The sequence below is a fragment of the Halovenus amylolytica genome, assembly GCA_004015825.1.
GTDB lineage: Archaea > Halobacteriota > Halobacteria > Halobacteriales > Haloarculaceae > Halovenus > Halovenus amylolytica.
The window spans coordinates 109712-131015 of sequence record SAYS01000007.1 but is presented as its reverse complement, the minus strand read 5'-3'; the positions used below and the strand labels follow the sequence as shown (position 1 = coordinate 131015).

General features: G+C 58.9%; 21 protein-coding genes. 10 read left to right on the top strand and 11 right to left on the bottom strand.

All coding sequences use genetic code 11. From position 1 onward, the window contains the following. Positions 1-409: 409 nt before the first annotated feature. From EOW68_RS07700 to EOW68_RS07675, 5 genes are all read right to left on the bottom strand, one after another. On the bottom strand, positions 410-1144 hold the full coding sequence (locus EOW68_RS07700; RefSeq protein WP_128224576.1) for a YfgJ family double zinc ribbon protein: 735 nt from the start codon (positions 1142-1144) through the stop codon (positions 410-412). Between the two features lie 45 nt (positions 1145-1189). Beyond that, positions 1190-1699: an HVO_A0114 family putative DNA-binding protein gene (locus tag EOW68_RS07695; protein ID WP_128224575.1), complete on the bottom strand. Its 510-nt coding sequence runs from the start codon at positions 1697-1699 to the stop codon at positions 1190-1192. Then, entirely contained in the window at positions 1696-2004 is a 309-nt protein-coding gene (locus EOW68_RS07690; protein WP_128224574.1) for a toxin-antitoxin system TumE family protein, read from the bottom strand. The genes EOW68_RS07695 and EOW68_RS07690 overlap by 4 nt, the downstream gene beginning before the upstream one ends. A 265-nt stretch (positions 2005-2269) precedes the next feature. Next, complete coding sequence (locus tag EOW68_RS07680; RefSeq protein ID WP_128224573.1) at positions 2270-2671, bottom strand: hypothetical protein; 402 nt, start codon at positions 2669-2671, stop codon at positions 2270-2272. Next, a complete protein-coding gene (locus EOW68_RS07675) occupies positions 2668-2949 on the bottom strand; it encodes an AbrB/MazE/SpoVT family DNA-binding domain-containing protein (RefSeq protein ID WP_128224572.1) in 282 nt (93 codons plus the stop codon). Before EOW68_RS07675 ends, EOW68_RS07680 begins: the two co-directional genes overlap by 4 nt. Before the next feature lie 308 nt (positions 2950-3257). Between EOW68_RS07675 and EOW68_RS07665 the strand changes: the two genes are divergently transcribed. From EOW68_RS07665 to EOW68_RS18590, 4 genes are all read left to right on the top strand, one after another. Next, positions 3258-3635: a response regulator transcription factor gene (locus tag EOW68_RS07665; protein WP_128224571.1), complete on the top strand. Its 378-nt coding sequence runs from the start codon at positions 3258-3260 to the stop codon at positions 3633-3635. Between the two features lie 18 nt (positions 3636-3653). Continuing rightward, positions 3654-4772, top strand: coding sequence for a HEAT repeat domain-containing protein (locus tag EOW68_RS07660; protein ID WP_128224570.1), 1119 nt, complete (start codon positions 3654-3656; stop codon positions 4770-4772). A 1-nt stretch (position 4773) separates the two neighbouring features. Beyond that, positions 4774-6201: a glycosyltransferase family 2 protein gene (locus tag EOW68_RS07655; protein ID WP_128224569.1), complete on the top strand. Its 1428-nt coding sequence runs from the start codon at positions 4774-4776 to the stop codon at positions 6199-6201. 585 nt (positions 6202-6786) lie between these two features. Then, positions 6787-7368, top strand: a complete 582-nt coding sequence (locus EOW68_RS18590) for a sensor histidine kinase (RefSeq protein WP_431358807.1) — start codon at positions 6787-6789, stop codon at positions 7366-7368. 316 nt (positions 7369-7684) lie between these two features. Here the strand turns inward: EOW68_RS18590 and EOW68_RS07645 are convergent, their stop codons facing one another. Beyond that, positions 7685-8248, bottom strand: coding sequence for a PH domain-containing protein (locus tag EOW68_RS07645; protein WP_128224568.1), 564 nt, complete (start codon positions 8246-8248; stop codon positions 7685-7687). Between the two features lie 294 nt (positions 8249-8542). On the opposite strand from EOW68_RS07645, the gene EOW68_RS07640 reads away from it, so the two are divergent. Continuing rightward, positions 8543-11938 (top strand): GAF domain-containing protein, encoded by a 3396-nt coding sequence (locus EOW68_RS07640; RefSeq protein WP_128224567.1) that lies wholly within the window; start codon positions 8543-8545, stop codon positions 11936-11938. A gap of 88 nt (positions 11939-12026) precedes the next feature. Next, positions 12027-12311, top strand: coding sequence for a DdfA family disk-determining factor (ddfA, locus tag EOW68_RS07635; RefSeq protein WP_431358806.1), 285 nt, complete (start codon positions 12027-12029; stop codon positions 12309-12311). Here ddfA and corA read toward each other — a convergent pair. From corA to EOW68_RS07620, 4 genes are all read right to left on the bottom strand, one after another. Beyond that, positions 12308-13291, bottom strand: a complete 984-nt coding sequence (gene corA, locus EOW68_RS07630; protein WP_128224566.1) for a magnesium/cobalt transporter CorA — start codon at positions 13289-13291, stop codon at positions 12308-12310. The two genes, ddfA and corA, sit on opposite strands and share 4 nt — an antisense overlap. Then, positions 13288-13458 (bottom strand): hypothetical protein, encoded by a 171-nt coding sequence (locus EOW68_RS18585; RefSeq protein ID WP_431358805.1) that lies wholly within the window; start codon positions 13456-13458, stop codon positions 13288-13290. Before EOW68_RS18585 ends, corA begins: the two co-directional genes overlap by 4 nt. Before the next feature lie 116 nt (positions 13459-13574). Continuing rightward, a complete protein-coding gene (locus EOW68_RS07625; RefSeq protein WP_128224565.1) occupies positions 13575-15323 on the bottom strand; it encodes a vWA domain-containing protein in 1749 nt (582 codons plus the stop codon). Positions 15324-15561: 238 nt separating this feature from the next. Beyond that, complete coding sequence (locus tag EOW68_RS07620) at positions 15562-17451, bottom strand: methyl-accepting chemotaxis protein (RefSeq protein WP_128224564.1); 1890 nt, start codon at positions 17449-17451, stop codon at positions 15562-15564. A gap of 505 nt (positions 17452-17956) precedes the next feature. On the opposite strand from EOW68_RS07620, the gene EOW68_RS07615 reads away from it, so the two are divergent. From EOW68_RS07615 to EOW68_RS07605, 3 genes are all read left to right on the top strand, one after another. Beyond that, positions 17957-18460 carry a DUF8173 domain-containing protein gene (locus EOW68_RS07615; protein WP_128224563.1) on the top strand — a complete coding sequence of 168 codons (504 nt, stop codon included), beginning with the start codon at positions 17957-17959 and terminating at the stop codon, positions 18458-18460. A 63-nt stretch (positions 18461-18523) separates the two neighbouring features. Next, complete coding sequence (locus EOW68_RS07610) at positions 18524-19516, top strand: radical SAM protein (protein ID WP_128224562.1); 993 nt, start codon at positions 18524-18526, stop codon at positions 19514-19516. After that, positions 19516-19809, top strand: coding sequence for a hypothetical protein (locus EOW68_RS07605; protein ID WP_128224561.1), 294 nt, complete (start codon positions 19516-19518; stop codon positions 19807-19809). The genes EOW68_RS07610 and EOW68_RS07605 overlap by 1 nt, the downstream gene beginning before the upstream one ends. 160 nt (positions 19810-19969) lie before the next feature. On the opposite strand, the gene EOW68_RS07600 is transcribed toward EOW68_RS07605, so the two are convergent. Then, entirely contained in the window at positions 19970-20245 is a 276-nt protein-coding gene (locus EOW68_RS07600) for a GIY-YIG nuclease family protein (protein WP_128224560.1), read from the bottom strand. Between the two features lie 373 nt (positions 20246-20618). On the opposite strand from EOW68_RS07600, the gene EOW68_RS07595 reads away from it, so the two are divergent. Further along, on the top strand, positions 20619-20966 hold the full coding sequence (locus tag EOW68_RS07595) for a hypothetical protein (protein WP_128224559.1): 348 nt from the start codon (positions 20619-20621) through the stop codon (positions 20964-20966). The last annotated feature ends 338 nt before the right edge of the window (positions 20967-21304 follow it).

Here is a 21304-nt window from a genome sequence, read left to right as displayed (position 1 = left end):
AATACCTGCCACCTTCAGTTGTGGAGTGGATTGTATTGAGTGTGGCAATCGCGAGGGAGCAATGACAGCTCGAAATCCCTACGAAACAATGAATCGAAGACTATCGCCTGAAACAGCAAGAAAGCCCCCGACTGCTCGACCATCTGGGACTCGTTGCGCTCCTCGCTACGCTGCGGTGCTTACTTCGTCCGGGAAGGATCGAGCAGTCGGCCCCTTTCAGTCCCACCCACATAGCTCGGTCGGCCAGCCGATACGGGTGGGACTGAAAGGGGCGGCTGGCTCCGGGAAGGCGGACGACGCTAGCACGCGACCGAAGGGAGCGCGCAGCGAGTCCCCCAACTGGAGCCAGCCGGGGCTTTCTTGCTGTTTCAGATTCTTCCCATCGAATTTGAGTATGCAAAAATGGCCATCATCTCGCCACCGCCTCGTCAACCTCAATCTCACAGTCCGAATCCAGACATCGCAGCCCACTTGCAGTCTCGAACACCGGGAGTCCACAGTCACACTCTCCCTCGTGGCTCCCGCTGGGGAAGGAGTAAGCTGTCTCGCAGTCGGGGTACTCGTCACAGCCGAGCAGCAAGCCACCACGATACAGGACCCGCAGCTTACCGTCACAATCGGGACAGTCCCACTCCCGGTCGAAGGCTGCCCGGACCCGCTCGGTCAGCGAGTCACAGGATGGACAGAGAACGAACGAACAGCCCCGCTGGACACGAACCTGGGGCAGTCCACAGTCCGGACAGTACTCGTCGAGCACTGTCGCGCTGGAGGGAATCGGATGCTCGGTGTCGCAGTCCGGACAGGAGAGTGTCCCGCGCGAGCGGACGATCGAACGCTCACAGTCCGGGCACTCCCCGACCGGAACGCCCGCCTCGCCGAGTGGGTACTGTTCGCGAGCGTGCGCGTCGTGGACGGTCACCCGCAAGGACTGGTCGCCATCGCGTGCGGCGACGGTGTCCCCCGTTACGGTGACGGACTCCGGGCGGGTCAGCCACGCTACGGGCTGGTAGCCGTCGGCGTCGTGGACGAGTACTGTGCTGTCGGGCTTGACCAGAACGAGCATGTCGCCGTGCTGTTCCTGCTCGCGCGTTCCCTTGAAGACGGTCGTACAGCGGCCAGCGATGACGTGGGCTGGTTCGGGCATAGCCCGGACTGGTCGCGTGATCCGATATAAAGATCAGGACCAGGCTCAGGCAGAGATAGTATCATCAGCTGGCTGTGGCGTCGAAATTTCGAGACTGACCTCGATACTGTCGTACGGAACGAACGGGCGTTTTGCACGCCCGTCCTGTTCGTAGTGGATAATATCGTACTCTGCGAGGACTCCGAGGTCGTCGTGAACGGTCTTGACATCACGGTCGAGACGGCTGGCCAGTTGGCGGATACTGTCCGGCTTCGCAGCCATAATACTCCGAAGGAGTTCGACGCGACGGTCGGTCAGTAGCGCTCGGAGGTCACTCGGATTCTGGAAGTTTATGACGTGTGGAACGTCTTCGCCTGCCTCCCAGCGATCCAGTCGATCGAGAGCATCTTTACGGTGTTTCTCTCCGGACTCGGAAGTAATTTGTAGCACCGACGGGTACTCGTCCGCGGCACGGTCTTCGAGAAAGCCTGCCTCTGTTTCATCTATTACGACTCCTTCCTCATCGGGGTCGGCACTGTTGCTGCCGTGGTTGGTTTGCGTTGGTTTGTCGGTCATAATTGATCACCGCTGCGAAGCGCATCCATCTGTTCGTAGAACTTCTGGACGTGTTCTTTCGGGCCAGTGTACTCGATGTCATCGTAGACACCGTCAGATGTGTGGTAGTGGTGGCGATCCACACCCGGATGATCCGGGAAGTTATCGAACCGCAACAGTGTTTGACCATCGTCAGCCATGTACTGGAAGCGGTATTTGATTCCTTTCGGGTACTCGTCGCTTTCTGGAATCTTGGTCATAATCATCTCGTACCGAGACCCATCTTCGTAGACGTCTGTGTCTCTGTAGATGACCGTCGATCCCATCGTTACGTCCCATGTTGGTCTAATGGACCAACATAACATAGCTCTTGTTGTTGGTGTGCTACACCAACATCTATATTCAGTGGTACTGTCATGAACGATCTACTAGTAGTCAGCTAGTCTTGTCGGGCTTGACGAGCACGAGCATGTCGCCGTGTTGTTCCTGTTCGCGGGTGCCTTCGAAGACTGTCGTGCAGCGGCCAGCGATGACGTGGGCTGAGTCGGGCATACGCCGAGTGGTCCCGTGATCTGATATAAACGATCGGCTCTACTGCCAGATTGTTTTCTCAGCAGCGAACCCGTCGTCACTCGTGACAATTGCTTCAGTTCCCCGCACACGGTGGTTTGCAATAATCAGTGCGTCATGGAGCGTATGGTGATCGATGAGGCTCCCGTAGACTGCCAAATCCTGCTCGTCTGTCTGTGCAATCTGTACCGGCCCATCGTTGACGAGCCCTCGCAGAACTGCGTTCGGTGTCGTGTCGACTTCGACATCCGCAATCACTCTTTTGTTGACCGCTGTCCAGATTGCCTCACTCACCGTGACTGTGGGTGCTTCGAGTACATCGATCCCCTCCTCGGCCCGTTCAAACACGTCATCTGCGGCTGGCGGCAGACGGTCGACGAGATAGCGGGCCATCGCCACGCCATCGACAGTATACCGCGTCATTCAGGCGTCCACTCTGTTTCCCTGTTCGTACGGATTTCTGCCTCCAGCTCCTCGGCCATCTCCTCTCGTTTCTCCGCTGGGACATCATCGTCGACGAGCATCCCACGCCCAGCCGAACGAGTCGTCTTCCTGACTGTGATACCCTTCTCGGTCTTTTGCCAGAGCAGTTCGTCTCCCTCTTCGAGACCGAATTCCTCGCGCAGTTCCTTCGGGATGGTTACCTGTCCCTTCCGTGTGAGACGGGTCGTCTTGCCCTCGGGTTCGTTCTCTGTGCTCATGTGTAGTACTACACGCAGTAGTACCTAAATATTTGGTCAGGGTGTCTGGATGGGATCTACTAGGCTTTATCAATACAATTACATCGCCGTACTGTTGGCGAGTGCCTTCGAAGACGGTCGTACAGCGGCCAGCGATGACGTGGGCTGTGTCTGGCATGTGCTGGTCTTGTAATCATATTTAAACACATCTGTGGGGTCGACCAATTGATTGGATAAAGGTGATACATTTACAATAGTAAAGCTAACAAAAATAGATCTACTTTAAAATACTATTGCTTATACTTTAGGAGTTCCTGGTAATGATATAGATGAGCGGAGACATACTCGTTGCCGACGACGACGAGCCAATCCGAAATCTCCTCACTCACCGACTAGAGAGTGCCGGCTATTCGCTCCGGGTCTGCGAGGACGGCCGTGAAGCAGCCGACCTCCTGAACGAGGGGTACACACCTCAGCTAGCGGTCCTCGACGTGATGATGCCCAGGCTTGACGGTACACGACTGCTCCGTATGATCCGGAACGGCGAACTGGCTGTTGATCCTGATCTACCCGTTATTTTCCTCACCTCGCGCGGGCGGGAAGAACACCTGACGGAAGGGTTCGAAAGCGGCGCAGACGACTACATTACGAAGCCATTTCGTGCCTCTGAACTGCTGGCACGCGTCCAGAGGTCTCTGAATGCGTAACCAGAGCAGGGGACACTGATGGCAAGTAGTATCTCCGCGTTCGGCTACACTGTCCCGCTCGTCGTCGTTCTCGTCCTCCTCGCGCTGGTCGTCGGTCTAGCCCTCGTCGTGATGTTCTGGCTCACCACTATCTGGTCGATCTATCGCTCGGTGCAGGATACCCGCCGCGATCAGGTCCGGGACGACCTCCAGGACGAACTCCTCGAACGGATGTTCGACCCGGATGCCGAGTGGCGGCCGTGGGTGTCGTCGCTGTCGAGTGTCGAGCGCGATGTCGTCGAATCGTTACTCGACGAGTACATCCGCGAACTCGACGGACAAGACGTCGATCAACTGCAGGAACTTGGCCGGGAACTGGGTATTCCCGAGCATTCGAAACGACAGCTTGGCAAACGTGAGGAGTACACACGCCTGGCTGCACTGACCTGGCTCACGCTGCTGGCGGACCCAGAGTCGCTACACGCGACAGATTTCGAACCACGAACACCGCGGGAACGCGCCGCTGTGGCACGCCTGCGATGGGAGAGTGACGACCTCGATACAGCTGTCGAGGGTATTTCGATCCTCCTCGACGATGCGACTACCCAGTTCACTGTGTTCGGGCAGGACACGCTCTACCGAATCGCGACCGAAGATCCACAGGCGCTGTTCCAGATGGCAGCAACACACTACGACGCATGGTCACAGTCGCTGCTCGTGCAGGTGTTGACCGTCTGTGAACACGTCGGGACGAACGTCACAGAAGAGGACATCTCATGGCTGACGGCGATGCTCGAACACGACGACGAGGTGGTTCGGGAGTCCGCCGCGGGGGCGTTGAAAAATATCGGCTGGCGGGACGACCTTCGAGCGGGACGCTATACCGACCGACTGCTCACTGATCCCTCACCGCGGGTCCGCAGCGCCGTCTACGAGATGCTTGCCCGGTGGGGAGACGACCAGGCGCTGTCGAAACTCACCGCAGCACTCGAATTCGAGGAGAACGACCGTGCACGTCTCACCGGGACGAACGCACTGGTCGAACACGAAGACGAGTTGCTGGATCGCACGCACAGGACGCTCGGCGGCGCCTGGGCCTGGAGCCAGGAACATGTGGCCTACGACCGAGCGGCACGCAACGAGACAATGAACACGTAATATGAACACGCTCACACACCTGTTCACACAGACGTTTTTTGCGTTTGGACTCTTCGTCGTCAGCTACTACATTCTCGTCAACATCTACTATCTCTTCATCCACGTCCTGGCGTTACTCGAACTCCGGGACGATGTCCGGGAGTCACGCTGGGACCCCCCGTTCCGGCAGTTTGCGAGTCCGTTCTACCCCGGCATCGGGGTCGTCGTGCCGGCGTACAACGAGGCTGCGACGATCGTCGAGAGTGTGCAGTCGATGCTATCGCTGAACTATCCGGAGGTCGAGATCGTCGTCGTCAACGATGGGTCGACGGACGACACACTCGAACGACTCGTCGAGAACTTCGACCTCGAACGTATCGATGCCGACATCCCCATCGACGTGCCAGCAGAACAGATTCACGGTGTGTATCGCTCGACGAGATACGAGGAACTGCTCGTCGTGGACAAAGAAAACGGTGGCAAGAGTGACGCACTCAACGCGGGCATCTGGTTGACCGAGATGGAACTATTCTGTGCCGTCGATTCGGATACGATCATCGACCGCAACGCCTTGCTCCAGCTCGTGCGACCGTTTCTCGAACACCCGAAGACAGCTGTCGCCTCGGGTGGGGTCATCCGGATCGCAAACGAGTGTACGATCGAGGGTGGCAACGTGAAGTCGGTTGCACTCCCCAAAACCGGCCTCCCGGGACTGCAGGTGATGGAGTACCTCCGTGCATTTTACTCCGGACGGCTGGGGCTCAACCGGATCAACGGGCTCATCCTCATTTCGGGGGCGTTCGGACTGTTCCGGACCGACGTCGTTCAGGAAATCGGCGGCTACCGCCACGACACGATCACGGAGGATTTCGATATCGTCGTCCGCCTCCACCGGTATCTGACCGACGTAGGTCGTGAGTACAGCGTCGACTTCGTGCCCGAACCGGTCGCGTGGACCGAAGTGCCGTCGACTCGTCGCATGCTCGGACGCCAGCGGCGACGCTGGTACCGCGGGATGGTCGAGACCGTGGTTACGAACCGCCGGATGCTGTTCAACCGAAAGTACGGACGCGTCGGGAGCATTGTCTTTCCTCTCTTCGTCGCAGCCGAAACCCTGGGTCCACTCATCGAAGGACTCGGCTACATCATTCTCCCCCTGGCGTGGTATTTCGGTCTCCTGAGTGTGGAGTTTTTCTTCATTTTCTTCGTGTTGACGACCGGCTTCGGTGTCTTCCTCTCCTGGTTCGGTGTGTTCAGCGAGGTCTGGAGTTTCAACCGGTACGACAGTCCGTGGCAGATTCTTCGACTGCTGTGGTACGGGGTTCTCGAGAACTTCGGCTACCGTCAGTGGAAAACGGTTGTCGCGTGGCAGGGACTCGTAGAGTATCTGAAAGGCGTCGAGACGTGGGGTGCGATGGAACGAACTGGCTTCAAAACAGAGGAGGACTAATTTCTTTTACCTTCGCCCCACTACAGTTATTTCATTCCTACCTCCGAGGCGACAAACTATTTTCAGGACCTCTACGAACTTGGTGCGGATCCATCGGTACCTCTGGAGGAAAAAGTTGCGCGTGCGATTGCGGTTGGACGTGACAGGCTGGGCGTTCAGTATGGTGTCCTCTCGTACACTGCCGGTGGCGACTACGAAGTGATCGACTCCACGATTGAACACGGCGCGTACGAGTCTCGTACCGTACACGATCTGGAGACGACCTGGTGTCGACACGTCGTCGATGATCAGGACATCCTCGCAGTCTCAGATGCAGGTGCGTCAGCGTACAGCGACGACATTGCGCGTGACACAACCAATCTGCAGTGTTATTTGGTGCGCCTTTGCTGGTCGATGGTGAGGTATATGCCACACTCTGCTACTCCGGAGAACAGCCCCGTGAGAGGGAGTTCGACGAAGACGAGAAGCGGTCCGTCCGCCTTCTGACCCGGTGGGTGAGTACGAACTCGAACGCGAAAAACACGACACGGCGCTCGATGCGCAAAACGAGCGACTGGACGAGTTCGCTGGGTCCTCGCACACGACTTGCGAAATCCACTGACAGCTGCTCGTGGGTACACTGAACTCGTCTCCGAGACTGTGTCTGATCCCGAAGCGTCGCATCTCCAGACAGCTCTCGAATCGCTCGACCGGATGGAAGAACTCATCACGAAAACACTCGCACTAGCCAGAGAAGGGGGTGATGTCGGCCAGCGAGAATCGGTCGACCTCGGTCCGCTCGCCCGGACTGCCTGGGAGACAGTCGACCCGTCAAACGCCACCCTTGTCGTGGAGGATAATCGTGAACTCTCCGCCGACAGGTCCCGGCTTCAGCAGTTGTTCGAGAACCTGTTCCGGAATGTCCAGGAGCACTGTGGTGCTGATGTCACCGTCATAGTCCGTGGCACCGAGGACGGATTCAGCGTCGCCAACGACGGCCCGGAGCGTCCAGCCGACATTGCTGATTCGTTGTTCGGCGGGGAACTCGAAACTGGCCAGATCGGTCTCGGACTACTGATGGTCGAGCGGGTGGTTTCGGGCCATGGATGGGAGGGGCGTGTGGAAGTCGATGATGGGACCCGCTTCGTATTCTCCGGTATCGGTGATGTAGCCAGCAGCATCCAGTAGCAAACCGGTTGACGCCTGCTGTGCATGGTACTGACGCTCCGTCCTTGCACCGGCTCATTCTCGACTCCGACTGCATCTCCAGAGACGGTCGGAGATCCACCAGTAGTCATCAGTCTCGTCGGGGTTGATACTGCCGGCTGTAAGAAACTGAAGAATTGCGCCACCCCGGGGTGGCACATATCTTTACGAATTTACAGCCGGCAGTATGACCAGCACGAGCATCTCCCCGTGTTGTTCCTGTTCGCGGGTGCCGTCGAAGACGGTCGTACAGCGGCCAGCGATGCCGTGAACAGTGTCGGGCATGGGACATGCAGTCTCATTGTAACGGATCCTGTTGGCGTCGTTCGTTCGTGTTCTCCGATCCCATCACGTCCGACAACAACTGTGTGACCGTCTCGGGATCCGGGACGTCGTCGAAGAGGAGGTCCTCGGTTCCACTGCCCGCCGTGTAGATCCGGACGTCACCGTATCCCAGCAACCGCTGGAGGATCGACTGCTCGAAGGTGGTGTTCTGGATCCGGCTGAGCCTGATCTGTGTCACATCCCGGGAGAGGAGTCCGTACTTGACGTAGATCTCCGAACTGGTGATCACGTACAGGAGGCGCACCCAGTTGAGGTAGGCGATCGCGGCCCAGACGATGCCCGCAACTGTGAGAACGAGTGGCAGGTAGCCAAGCAGCGCGGGGAGGTTCCGACTCTCGATCGCCCGGCTCAGCAAGACGGTCGCTGCGATCCCCACGATCGCGACGAGTACCCCGCCGACCATGGCAACCAGAATCGTATGCAACGACGGGCGACCCGTCCACAGCACCTCCTCGTCCTCGGAGAGGTGCATCCAGTCCGCGTTCTCGACGGACTCCCAGATGGCTAGAAATGACATTGTATCTAACTGTTTGCCCGACCAGCCTATCCATTTTTCGATCTGTTAGACTTCCAATATGTGGGCGACAGCGTGGGTTTCACAGTCGGCGGCTGTCTCCCCAGACGGTCGTGGGTCGGGCAGCCACATGGTGTCTCTCACATGCTGTCGCAATGATTATTTATGGCCTGGGCTCCTGTCTATTTTAACGAAACTCGTGAACGGACTCGAACGACAGTTGCGTGCTCGTCCGTTTCGCTGGAGTCGATCCGTGTTTGTGGCTAGTGGGGACGTCCGTACCAGTCGAGTGTTATCATGACAACTAGATCAGTACAGCCCGCCGATTCGGGCACCGATGTACACGTTCTCTTCGTCGATGGCGGTTTCACCGATTCGATCGTGAGCGATCTACAACGAACCGGCGAGCAACTCACCGTCGAGACGGTCTCGACTGCCAGTGCCGGCCTCGAACACGTCGACCGTGGGGAGTTCGACTGTGTTCTTTCGGCCTACGAACTGCCGGACACAAACGGTGTCGAGTTCCTCGAGGCTGTCCGCCAGATCGATCCCGACCTGCCGTTTATGCTGGTAACCGACAGCGGCTCAGAGGCAGTCGCAAGCGCCGCGATCACTGCCGGCGTGACAGATTACGTCTCGACAGACGCTGCCGCCGACCCGTCCGAGCTGCTCGTCGATCGGATCCAGACAGCTGTCCGGCAGTACCGGAGCAATCGCGCCGAACAGCGGATGCTGGAACTCGCGGAAGAAACGAACCGCCTGTTTTACGTCTTCACCGGCGACTGGAGTGAAGCCCTGTTTGCCAGTTCCGCCTACGAGGCGGTCCTTGGACGGCCGACCAGGAATCTCGCTGACGATCCGACCGACTTCCTGCAGGCGATCCATCCCGACGACCGTGAACTCGTTCGGGAGACGATGGCGAGGCTCTCTGCAGGCGAGCCGACCGATGTCGAGGTCTGTGTCAACGAAGCCGAGGGGTATCAACGGCGGATGCGTGTCCGCGGTGAGCCGATCGTCGACGACTCCGGAACGGTCGTGCGGATCGCCGGTTTCGCGACCGATATCACAGAAGAGTACAACCGCCGTCAGCGCAGACGGCGTCAGCAACAGACGCTGGTCGATCTCGCGACCGACGAGGCGGTAACGAACGGTGATCTCGACCGGGCGTTACAGCGGATAACCGAGACTGCGGCAGCTGTTCTCGACGTCGACCGTGTCAACGTCTGGTTGGCCGAGGAGAATGACGAACAGCTCACCTGTGTCGACAACTACGACCGGGAGAGCGGTGACCACACGGATGGCATAGAGCTAGCGACTTCGGAGTACCCCGCCTACTTCGAAGCGCTCGAAACACACCGGGCGATCGACGCGGTCGACGCACGATCTGACCCCCGCACGGCCGAGCTAACCGACTTCCTCGAAACCCACGATGTCGGTGCCTTGCTCGACGGGACACTCCGCTCCGAGGGAGCGGTCGTCGGCGTGATCTGTCACGAACACCTCGGCGGGCCCCGGGAGTGGACCGACGACGAGATCGAGTTCGCGAGCGACGTTGCCGACATCGTCCATCGGGCACTCCGGAACCACGAACGGACCGAGCGCGAACGTGAACTCCGGAGAGAACGCCAGCAGTTCGAAAAAGTTCTCGACACCAGTCCCGTCGGGATCACGATCCTCGATTCGGATGGGACCATCCAGCGGGCCAACGACCGTGCCGAAGAGATCTTTGAACTCGAAGCGTCCGAAATTGCCGGCCGGACCTACGACCAACCGGCGTGGGAAATCGTCGACGAGAACGGCGAACCGATTCCGGACGAACAGCTTCCGTTCGCACAGGTGATCGAAACTGGCGAGCCAGTGTACAACGTCGAACACGGGATCGAGAATGGCTTCGGCCAGCAGCGCTGGCTCTCGATCAACGCGGCACCGCTGTCGGTCGCCGACAGTGAGGAGTGGGGCGTGCTGGCTATTATCAAGGACATCACCGAACGGTATCAGGAAGCACAGACACTGAAGATGCTTCACGAACGGACGCAGGCGATGGCTCGAACGGAAAACCGGGAGGCGATCGCGGGGATCGCTGCCGAGACGATGGACGAGTTGCTCGGCTTCGACGGGACTGTGATGTACCGGTTCGACGGCACCGACAGTCTCGTTCCGCTTGAGTGGTCCGCGGCCATCGATGCTGCACTCGACGAACCAGCCGCTGTGACCAGAGACAGCGGCTACCTCTGGTCCGCGTTCGTCGAGGGTGAGCCGGTGTTTTTCCCGGAGCGCACCGATTACGACGGCCAGCCGGCCGATCTCCCGCTTCAGTCGGCCTTCGTCCTCCCGATCGGTAACCACGGGGTGCTCCTGACCGGTACGGCGACCCCCTCGACGCTTTCGGCGACGAAGCGGGAAGCCGCCCACCTGATCCAGGAAACGCTGGATGCTGCCCTGGACCGGGCCGACCGTGAACAGCGACTCCGCGAGCGCGACCGGGCGCTACAGCGACAGAACGAACAGTTCGAACAGCTAAACCGGCTGAATACGATCATCCGCGAGACGACGGCGGCGGTCATCCAGTCGACGTCCCGGAGTGAGATCGAGCAGCGTGTCTGTGAGCAAATCGCGACCGGGACCGAGTACTCGTTTGCCTGGATCGGCGACCGGGACGAGTCGACCGGACAGCCCGAACTCCGTCAGTGGGCCGAGCTGGATCCGGAGTACGCGGAGTATCTGGGCTCCGGCGACGGGATAGCACCACTCACCGAGATGGTCGAAACTGCCATGCGCGACGGCACTGTCCAGGTTGCCCAGCGTATTCTCGAACAGCCGATGTGGAAACCTCACCGTCGTGACGTGCTCAACCAGGCCTATCGCTCCGTCGCTGTCGTTCCGATCGTCGTGCGAGACCACGTCGAGAGCGTGCTGGTGATCCACGGAACGGCCCCGGATCTCTTCGACGAGCGCGAACAGGCCGTCCTCGGCGAACTCGGTGACGCGATCGGCTACGCCGTGGCGAATCTGAACGACGGCGAAACACTCGACGACGGCAGACGCACCGAAATCGAGCTGCTGATCTCCGACGAGCGGCTGTTCTCGAACCAGCTCGCGACAGCGCTGGGGGTCGATATCGAACTTGCCGGTGCGATCGCCGGCGAGTCCGGGACGATTCGAACCTTCGTGCGCTTTCCACAGCGACCGGAGGACGCAGTCGACACGGCGCTTGCCGAACTCACGTTCGTCGTCGACAGCCAGCGGCTGACTGGCACCGAGGAGACGGCGCTGTACCAGATCACCCTCGAAACGCCACGGCTCGTTCGGAGCCTGCGGGCCAACGGGGTCCGGCTCCGGTCGCTGTCGGTCGAAAACGAGGTGACGACTGTCTCGACGGTGCTCTCCGGGGCGGTCCGGCCGGTCGTCGAAGCAGTCCAGGCCGACTACCCCCAGACAGAGCTCCAGGCGCGGCGTGACGGGACCGACCCGGTCGATACGCAGAGTACGTTCCGTGACCGACTCCTCGAGGATCTCACCGAGAAACAGTTCGATGCACTCCAGACGGCACTGTACGGTGGGTTCTACGAGTGGCCACGGACGAGCACGCGCGAAGAACTGGCAGCCACGCGCGATATCGCCTCGTCGACGTTCTCACACCACCTCCGGGCCGCCGAACGGAAAGTCCTCTCCGCCGTCCTCGATTCGGTCTGAGTGATATCTAGATGTCTAGAAGGGCAGCCGTGCCAGCACCTGATGCGTACCAGTCACGGTAAAGATGTGGTGTCTATTCACTCTACTTATGACAACAACTGTGCCGGAGCCACAGGTGGCCTGCCGGCTTCACCACGACTGGGACGGGGATACCGACGTGAATATGACCGTTCTCGAAGCGGTTGCCGAGGTAACGGATGCTGATCTGGTCGAGCTTCCGCCGCTGTACGATCACATCGACCCCGATGCACTCGAAGCGGTATTCACGCACACTGCCGGAAACAGGCAGGTAGCGGGCTCGGTCTCGTTCCAATTCGCCGGCTATCCGATCACAGTGCACGCTTCGGGTGAAGTCGTCGTCTACGCGGACTAGAGCCAGTCCTGCCGGCGGAAATGGAGTAGCATGATCCCCCCGACGAGCGCCATTCCGACCAGCGTCGCCGGGTAGCCGTACGTCCAGGACAGCTCGGGCATGGCAAACGGTGTGTCGGCGAAGTTCATCCCGTAGACGCCGGCGATGAACGTCAGTGGAATGAATATCGTCGCGACCACGGTCAGCGTTTTCATCACCTCGTTCGTCGACTGGGAGACCGCGTTCAGGTAGATATCCCGCGAGCCACCCGTCAGATCGCGGTAGGTCTCGATCAGGTCGACGACCTGGACGAGGTGGTCGTAGACGTCCCGGAAGTATTTCTCGTTCTCGTCGGCGACCTGTGGGATATCGCCCCGGGAGAGATAGGAGATCGATTCGCGGGCGGGCCAGGCAACCTTCCGGAAGGCGAGTAGATCACGCCGGACGTCGTTCAGATCTTCCAGCATGTGCGGATCGGGGTCGGCGAGGACGCGCTCCTCGACGGTTTCGATATTGTCTTCGATCTCGTCGAGGACGGCGAAGTAGTCGTCGACGATGGCGTCGATGAGCCGATAGGCGAGAAAGTCGGTGCCGCGTTCCAGTATCCGCTCCTCGTGGGCTGCCCACGTCGTCGGCGTGGAATCGACGACCTCGACGTCTGTCGGCGAGAGTGTCACGAGCCAGTCCTCGCCGATGAAGAAGCCGACAGGGTGTGTCCGAACTTCCTTTTTGAACTCGATCTCCTCGCGCTGGCTCAGCTCCGTGGTCTTCATCAGGACGAAGGTGTGTGTCTCGTACTCCTCTGTTTTCGGGCGTGTCTGCTCGCCGACGATGTCCTCGATTGCGAGCTGGTGGATCTCGAAGCGATCTCTGAGAGTTTGCAGTTCGGTCGACTCGTCGTCCCGGCTCTGCCCCCAGCTCTCCCCCGATGTCGTCGCGACAGCGAGATCCTGGTGGCGCTCGATCCCGTCGGTCGTGTAGACCGTGGCTGTGAGGCTCATACGACCGCCTCTGATGCCCGCTCTCGACTGATCGCGGCGAGTGTGATCCCGACCATGACAGCCGTGATCGAAAACGATCGGCCGGGATAGGCGGTGTAAATCCCGGCGACGTAGCCGACCAGCCCGGCGACAGCCAGTGTGAGTCCGGCGAGTCGTTGCAGCTCCATACCTCCTCTAAACTGCTCTTCGGGAAAGAACTGGGGGGTCGGTCAGTGTCGCTCTTTGCATCCCACGGAAACCGCTGCCGATGCGACAGCCGGTTGCAGGTCTTGTGGCGTCCCAACTACTCGGCAGCCAGGATTTCGTCCAGCAGTTCCAGCTCCTGGTCCAGTGTCTCGTCACCGATGGCGTCGGCTTCGCGTTCGAAGTGGCTACGGAACTGCGCGAGTCGGTCTGCCATCTCCGGGGAGAGGCGGAGCGGCTTGGACTGGAGTTCCCACTGTGTGAGTTCGGCGGCTGGCGGCTCGACACCCATCTCCTCGCCCGACTCCGACCGCTCTGGGTAGACCTCTGCTTCGGGGAGCGGTCGCTCGGTGACGGTCCACTCTTTCAGCACGTCAGCATAGCGTGCAAGCAGAACCGCCTTCCGGATGGCGGTGTTGCCCCACTGCTTCTCTTCCGGGAACGTGATCTGCTCCGTCGTGGACTCGGAGAGCCCACTCCGGCGCTCCCAGGAGGCGACCAGCTCCATCTCCCCATCCGAGCTTCCGGTCTGTTCGACTTCGACGAGTACGACGCCGCCTTTGGCCTTGTCGCCCTCGGATGGCGAGGGAAACAGTGTGTTGACGTACATTAGCTCGCCCGTGGCCTCCTCCGCTGCTGTCGAGCCGTACACCTGTTTGATCTCGTAGCCCTCCGCGTTCAACTCCAGGGAGAGATCGTAGACCAGCGGCGTCACCATGTATTCGAACTCCTCGACGAGGCGCTGTTCGAACTGGTCGGCAGAGTAGACACTGTAGTAGTTCGCGCCGCGGACGGCCGTGAGCTGGTCGATCAACTCCGCGTTGAAATCCACGCCGACGCCGATCACCGAGGTATGCATCCCCTTTTCCGCCCGATCCTTCAGAGTGGACTGCAACTTCTCTCCCTCGGTCTCGCCGTGGTTGATCTGGGCGTCGGTTAGCAGGATCGAGCGGTTCTCGTACTCGGTTCGCTCTTCGACGACCTCGTCGAGCAGCTTTTCTGCCTCGTCCATCCCCGCGGAGATGTTCGTCCCGCCGCCGGCCTCGATATCCTCGCGGATGTGCTCTCTGATCGCGTTCATGTCTGTTCGCTCGACGTCCCGGAGCGGTTTCGCCACCTCGGCGTCACTGTTGAAGAGGACGACACCGAGCCGATCTTCCGGTCGGAGCTGTTCGGTCAGATCCGCGAGTACGTCCGTCGCGACCTCGATCTTGGGTCGATCCGTCTCCCCCTCGATGCGCTGTTTGTTGCCGAACTTGTCGTAGTAGTACTCGTCGAAGCTGGCGCCCATCGAGCCGGAGATATCGAGGACGATGACGAGATTCAGCGGCGGCCGGTCGAACTCCGAGGTGGCGAGCCCGGAGTCGAGGCCGACGCTCAGGTATCGCTCAGTCTCGTCCGAGAGCGGATCCTCTGTGACTGCAGGGGTGTAGGTCGGACAGAAAAGCGAGGTACAGCTCCCGTCACCGCCCGTATCGAAGTAGTAGTCGTGAAAGAGTCCTTCGGTGGCCATCGTCTCCGGGATGGGGAGATACCCCTCGTGGACGTTCCGCCGGAAGGTGCCGACGTCTGCCGCACCGCCGGCAGCGAGCCCGATGGAGTCACCGCTTTCCATCGCATCGTCTGCCGAGGCAGTGGTACTTCTGGACCCACTCGACATGTTCGGTGAGTGGCTGGTGTTGGGAACCAGGCTGCTTTCATCGGGGTCGTACTGCCAGTCGTCGATCTTTTCGGGGTCGTCTTCCTCTGTCCCCCCACTGTCACCGAGGTCGACGTTCGACAGACAGCCAGCCAGTGCGAGGCTGCTGCCAGCCGCACAGAGTTCGAGGTATCGTCTCCGATCTACCATACCCGACAGTTCAGTATCGTATATAAAAATCGTGCCGTAGACTCAAATCGGTGTTTTACCCTCTTTCTCCGAGGGAGACAGTAGTATTGCCGAAGCTGTTGCTGACACAGCGGTACAGGTCAGCCCGTATGCGGACGAAAGCAAGGCAATTGGGGTGCTTGGTGGGCGCTTGCGGGCGAGGCGGAACGGACTCGTCGGCAAGCTCCCATCTCGGGGTTCCCGGCGTCGAACTCGGGAGCTACGCTGTGGTACCCGAGACACGAAACTCCGAGAGAAGCGTCTGGAGCTGTTCGGCCTGGTCGCGGAGTGACTGGACACCGCCGCTGATCTGTGAGACAGACGCAGTCTGTTCTTCTGCGGCTGCGGAGACATTGGCAGACTGTTCGGCGATATCCGTACTAATATCGGAGACGTCCGTGATCGTCGACGCCACTTCTTCGGCACTGTCGGCCTGGTCGCCAGCCGCATCGCTGATCTCCTGGATGCCCGCATCCGAGTCCGCCGCGTTCTGCCGGACCGTGTCGAATGTCTCGACAACGTCTTCCACAGCCCTGACTCCCTCGGTCATGTCCTCTTTCGCTTCCCGAGCCTCGGTGACGGTCGTCGTCGTCTGTGCCTGGGTCTCTTCGATGAGCTGTTCGATCTCACTTGCTGCGACCTGCGTTTCCTCGGCGAGTTGCTTGACTTCGTTCGCAACGACAGCGAATCCGTCGCCGTTGTTCGAACCGCCGCCGGCCCGGGCGGCTTCGATATTCGCATTCAGTGCGAGCATGTTCGTCTGTTCGGCGATGTTGCTTATCAGTTCGATAATGTCTCCGATCTCGTCCATCTGGCTATCCAGTTGCTGGATGTTCCGAACGGTCGAATCCAGCGCTGTCTGGACCTCCTGCACGTCGTCGATCGCCTGTTGTGCCCTCTGTTCGCTCTCTTCGGCGATCCTGGCAGTTTCGCTGGATTTTTTCGCGACAGTGTCGGCAGAGGCAGCCGCCTCTTCGATCGTCGCCGACAGCGCTGTCATCTCCTCCGAGGCATTCTCAAACAGTTCATTCTGGTCGTCGGTCCCGGCGGCAATCTGTTGCACCGAGTCGCTTACTTCTTCACTCACCTCCTGGATCTCTAACACGCCGGCTTCGGCCTCCTCACTCGCCGTTGCAACGGTTTCTGCAAACGATTGGATCCGCTCCAGTGTTGCCTCGGTTTCGTCGATCATCGTGTTGAGCGAGTTGCCGATCTGGACCATGGCCTCGCTCTCGCTTTCTGTATCCACCCGGACAGTAAGATCACCGGCAGCTGCCTGTTTCATCACCTCGCTGTATGCATCGGCCTTCGATTCCAACTGGTCGTTCAGCTGTTCGACCTCTTGCTGTTTCGCCCGGGCAGCCTCCTGTGCTTTTTCGGCCTCGGCTTTCGCTCGCTTCAGCTCGGTCTTTCTTTCCTCGAGGTTGTCGATCTCCGCACGCTTGGCTTCGACCTCCGCGAGTTGCTGTTCGACCTGTTCCCGGGACCGTTCGGTCGAGTACCACTGTGCAGTCAGCGCGACAGCGCCGGCACCCACGAACAGAGCGTGAATAAGGCCCCAGACGAACGGGTTCTCCATCGCAGCTGCGTGGTTGTACACCCGGCTGGGTTCGATCAGTCCGAAGACTGTGTGTGAGACGCCGACGACGGCGATCCCAAGCGCGAAAGGCAGCCAGTCCTCGTAGAGGGCCAGCACGACGATGGCGACGAAGAAATGAAAGTGGGCCTCGATGAATCCCCCGGAGAAGAAGACGAGCGTCGTAGATGCGACAACGATCCCGACAGAGGCGAGTGCCGTCCGCAGCCGCCGTCCGAACCCCGGCCACGCAGCCAACATCCCGATCCCTGTGAGAACCGCCAGCTGGACGACGACACGTGCCACAGAAATCTCCGGAATGGTCGCACCCGTCACTGTCGACTCTGTTCCTTCGTACAGCCCCAGTGCCAGCAGGAAGGGAATGTGCGCAAACAGCACTATGAGGATATTCCGGTGGCGCGCGCTCCACGACTCCTCCGGAATCGTGTCTCCGCTCGGGATGTACCTGACAAGCTCGCGTATCGAGGCACCCAAACGTCCACCACGACGCTTGCTAACGGCCTTTGATGACATCTACTGAGCGAAGATCTACCGAAGGGTTAAATCTTGAGTTCTGTTTTTAGTGTGTGATAATCTGGGCCGTCGACACGACCGAAGCGGGCGGTCGTTAGCCAGATGTGATAGACTCTGTCTGATTGACCCAAGCCCAGCAACCTCCGGAAGTAGTGTTTCTTGGCGCCAGCGCACTGCTTTTTCTGGGCCACGAAAGTGGTCTCAGTGGGGCGCTCCTGACCGTCGAGGTAGTTGTTCGTTCGAGAAGGATATCACCGGTGAGGCCACTTCTCGGTATCAGTTTCTGATATTTGGCTGACGGCATACACTGACCGAACAGTCCAGACTAACCCTGGAAAAGCGGCTGGTACGTGGTTCCCCAGACGATGCAACAGTTGACACAGAATTATCTCGTTGTCTGTGCAGTTTGCTTGCGATTCTTGTCGGGATCGTGTCCCTGCTGGCTCTGGCACGTCTGTCCGGGTACACAGTGGATTCTTATCAAATGAATTGATAGTACTACACGATGAATAAAGCGTTCGTAGTGCTGGCCCAGGCTATGGGTGAGGGACCGGGATTCAATATCGACATCCAACTCGGGTTAGGCGGCGGTGCGTTCGGTGTCTTCCTGACGACGCTTCTGGTTGGTGCCCTGCTGGTCGCACTCGCCCCGGCGTACACCGATCGGATGAAACGGTCGCTGACCGAGGAGCCGATCGACTCGTTCATTTACGGGGTGCTCGCCCTGGTCGGGTTGATACTGGTAACGTTCCTGCTAGTGTTGACGATCATCGGTATTTTCGTCGTCGTCCCGCTCGCCATCACAGCCTACGTGTTATGGGCGGTGGGCTCGGCGATCGCCTTCTTGTTGATCGGTGAGCGAATCGTCGACGCCGAGGACTGGAAACTCCCCTTGCTCGTCGGCGCTGCGATCAACGGCGCGCTGGCACTCACGGGGATCGGTGGACTGGTCTCGTTCTGTATCGGTGCGGCGGGGTTCGGCGCGGTGTTGCGAGATCTGCTGGCATGAGTCACTCTCGCTAACGATCAGTTTCGCATCCCTTTTACAGATCGACGCGCTACAGTGCTGTGAATGCTATCCAAGGGCTGTGAACAGTGTGCCGAGGGCGGAAAGATGGTTCTGTTCGTCTACGGCTACTGCGACCAGCGCGACTGTTTTTACTGTCCACTCGGCGAAAACCGGAAAAACGTCACCGACGTCTACGCCAACGAGCGGAAAGTCGAGTGTGACCAGGACATCGTCGACGAGGCAAAGCGGATGGACGCGCTGGGCTCCTCGATCACCGGTGGCGAGCCCCAGGAGGTGCTCCAACGCACCTGCCGCTACATCGAGTTGCTGAAAGAGGAGTTCGGCGAGGACCACCACACCCACCTCTATACGGGGATCACCGGTGGCCGCGAGAACATGCGTCGCCTCGCCGAGGCCGGCCTCGACGAGATCCGCTTCCACCCACCGTTCGAGCTGTGGGGCGAGATGCACGGCACCGAGTGGGAGGATATTCTGTACGTCGCGCGCGAAGAGGGACTCACCCCCGCCTTCGAGATTCCCGGCATCCGTGCCGAAGAGGAGTTTCTGGAGTTCATCGACGAGGGTGCAGCGGACTTCTGTAATATCAACGAGTTCGAGATGAGCCAGGGGAACTTCCGGCGGATGCAGGAGGAAGGCTACGAACTCCGCGAGGGCCACATGAGCGCCGTCGAGGGGAGCCACGAAATCCTGGAGACGATGGGCGACCACGAGAAGGTCTACTTCTGTACCTCCGTGTTCAAAGACGCGGCCCAGCACCGGAATCGCCTGAAACGGATGGCGAAAAACGTTCGTCGGCCCTTCGACGAGATTACCGACGACGGGACGCTGGTCTACGGCAAGACCTGGACCGAACCGGATCAACTCGACGAACTCGGTGTGCCGGCCGACTACTACGCCGTCAAAAGCGAACACGTCGAACTCGCCTGGTGGCTCCTCGAAGAGATGGTCGAGGAGGGTGATCTCTCCAAAGGTGAGATCGTCGAGCAGTATCCGACCGTCGACGGCACTGTCGTCGAACGGACGCCACTCGCCTGATGTATCTCTCTCATCCTGTCCGGCGAATGCGCGAGGATCCGATCCAGGGGGAGACAGTCTCGCTGGTCGTAACTGGCGAGTCCGAAGACGAGGAGACTGTCGAGGAACTCGAAGCTGCGGTCGAAGATGCAGGTGCGAGCGTCGAGAAACGACTTGCGTTCGGTGCGCTCGAAGTGACGACGACACAGGAGTTGATCGACGATCTCTGTACACTCTCTGGAATCGAGTCGATCGAGACGACGAACACAGTCGGTGTCAGCGGTGATGCTGGCGAAGACGTCGGAACCGAATAATACACCGAGCACACTCGGACGGCAGGAGTATCACTGCCCGATCCCCGGTCATAGTGATTATTGCGAGTCTTTACCGCTCTGGCACCGTAAACTGTGAATGACACGCCGTGACACATCGAGATCTGTGACTCGGTCACGAAAATAACCGCAATAATCACTATCAGGGATCGAAAACCACGCAAACGCGGTCGTCGTCGTCCGGAACCAGCTGTTCTTTCCGGTCTCTCCGGAGCGATTTGATCTCGTGTTCGCGGCTCAGTGCCGCGCCCCGCGAGGGGTGATACTCGACGTAGCGGAGTTCGACCGGCCGTCGACCGGCGGTGTAGCTGGCGCCGGTCCCTGCGTTGTGTTCGGCCACCCGGCGGCCGACGTCGGTGGTGTACCCGGTATACAGCGAGCCGTCGGCACACTCGAGGATATAGACGTAGTCGGTCACTGCGGGTCATTGTCGCCATAGAAATATAAACACGTCTCGAACGTGAGAGTTGTACGGATACATCGGCGACTTCTCGACGCCGCCGTACACACTGATAGTGATTGTTGCGGTTATTTTCGTGACCGAGTCACGGATATCGACGTGTCACGGCGTGTAACACAGAATTTACCTTGCTAGCACGGTAAAGACTCGCAACAATCACTATGAAAGATCCGTGATAGCTCTCATTCACGAATTCTTTGGTGTTCGTGACACCGGGTCAGTCTGCACCGTTACAATCTCACAGCAATATGCCTCTCTTGGTGATATTTTATATAACTGTCTCTGTTAGAAATCAATATATATATGTATGCCTGTATGATGCTATATACGTATGATAATCGAACTTTCTGCGAACTCTCATTTGCGTGGCCGAGAGCCACCGGATATTCTGGGTGTCACGCAGAGCGACGGTGAATGGCAGTTGGATCTCGACTATTACCGGCCATTTATAACTGATGTAACCGGGATTGACGCTGAAGACAACCTCTCGACAGACCAGATAAAAACAATTCAGACCCGTCTCGAAGGCTGTATCGAGAGATATAGACGTGATGGAATTTGTCTATGTGACGATTTGGATCGGTACGAATACGTCGATTCGATGGAAGTCGTCTACGAACTTTCGCGGTTCTTCCGGTCACTCGTCGCAAGCCGTGTTGAGACACCAGAATTTGCGTAACTATCACGAGTCATACTGCCGGCTGTAAATTCGTAAAGATATGCGCCACCCCGGGGTGGCGCAATTCTTCAGTTTCTTACAGCCGACAGTATCAGGATGAACTAACTGCCATTGAATCACGCTACGGATCGGTAGCTGTTTGGACTAGCGGATCAGTTGCTCATACTGGTAGCTATAAATTCCTGAAAATATTCGACCCTCATGGGGGTCGAAATTGTTTTAATTTCTTATAGCCACCAGTATCAGAATATTTGTATTGATATATAGTACTATTATAAATTTAGTTAAACGTAACTCCTAAACTTTCGGGTACTGACTGGTAGTGAAAAATTTGCTTT

Excerpts from the sequence above, each read along its gene's own strand:
- EOW68_RS18585 (WP_431358805.1), bottom strand. The coding sequence starts at position 13,458 with ATGGAGCTGCAACGACTCGCCGGACTCACACTGGCTGTCGCCGGGCTG.
- EOW68_RS07595 (WP_128224559.1), top strand. The coding sequence starts at position 20,619 with ATGATAATCGAACTTTCTGCGAACTCTCATTTGCGTGGCCGAGAGCCA.
- EOW68_RS07695 (WP_128224575.1), bottom strand. The coding sequence starts at position 1,699 with ATGACCGACAAACCAACGCAAACCAACCACGGCAGCAACAGTGCCGAC.
- corA (WP_128224566.1), bottom strand. The coding sequence starts at position 13,291 with ATGAGCCTCACAGCCACGGTCTACACGACCGACGGGATCGAGCGCCAC.
- EOW68_RS07680 (WP_128224573.1), bottom strand. The coding sequence starts at position 2,671 with ATGACGCGGTATACTGTCGATGGCGTGGCGATGGCCCGCTATCTCGTC.
- EOW68_RS07665 (WP_128224571.1), top strand. The coding sequence starts at position 3,258 with ATGAGCGGAGACATACTCGTTGCCGACGACGACGAGCCAATCCGAAAT.
- EOW68_RS07620 (WP_128224564.1), bottom strand. The coding sequence starts at position 17,451 with ATGTCATCAAAGGCCGTTAGCAAGCGTCGTGGTGGACGTTTGGGTGCC.
- EOW68_RS07660 (WP_128224570.1), top strand. The coding sequence starts at position 3,654 with ATGGCAAGTAGTATCTCCGCGTTCGGCTACACTGTCCCGCTCGTCGTC.
- EOW68_RS07615 (WP_128224563.1), top strand. The coding sequence starts at position 17,957 with ATGAATAAAGCGTTCGTAGTGCTGGCCCAGGCTATGGGTGAGGGACCG.
- ddfA (WP_431358806.1), top strand. The coding sequence starts at position 12,027 with ATGACAACAACTGTGCCGGAGCCACAGGTGGCCTGCCGGCTTCACCAC.
- EOW68_RS07675 (WP_128224572.1), bottom strand. The coding sequence starts at position 2,949 with ATGAGCACAGAGAACGAACCCGAGGGCAAGACGACCCGTCTCACACGG.
- EOW68_RS07645 (WP_128224568.1), bottom strand. The coding sequence starts at position 8,248 with ATGTCATTTCTAGCCATCTGGGAGTCCGTCGAGAACGCGGACTGGATG.
- EOW68_RS07655 (WP_128224569.1), top strand. The coding sequence starts at position 4,774 with ATGAACACGCTCACACACCTGTTCACACAGACGTTTTTTGCGTTTGGA.
- EOW68_RS07610 (WP_128224562.1), top strand. The coding sequence starts at position 18,524 with ATGCTATCCAAGGGCTGTGAACAGTGTGCCGAGGGCGGAAAGATGGTT.
- EOW68_RS07640 (WP_128224567.1), top strand. The coding sequence starts at position 8,543 with ATGACAACTAGATCAGTACAGCCCGCCGATTCGGGCACCGATGTACAC.
- EOW68_RS07625 (WP_128224565.1), bottom strand. The coding sequence starts at position 15,323 with ATGGTAGATCGGAGACGATACCTCGAACTCTGTGCGGCTGGCAGCAGC.
- EOW68_RS07700 (WP_128224576.1), bottom strand. The coding sequence starts at position 1,144 with ATGCCCGAACCAGCCCACGTCATCGCTGGCCGCTGTACGACCGTCTTC.
- EOW68_RS07690 (WP_128224574.1), bottom strand. The coding sequence starts at position 2,004 with ATGGGATCGACGGTCATCTACAGAGACACAGACGTCTACGAAGATGGG.
- EOW68_RS07605 (WP_128224561.1), top strand. The coding sequence starts at position 19,516 with ATGTATCTCTCTCATCCTGTCCGGCGAATGCGCGAGGATCCGATCCAG.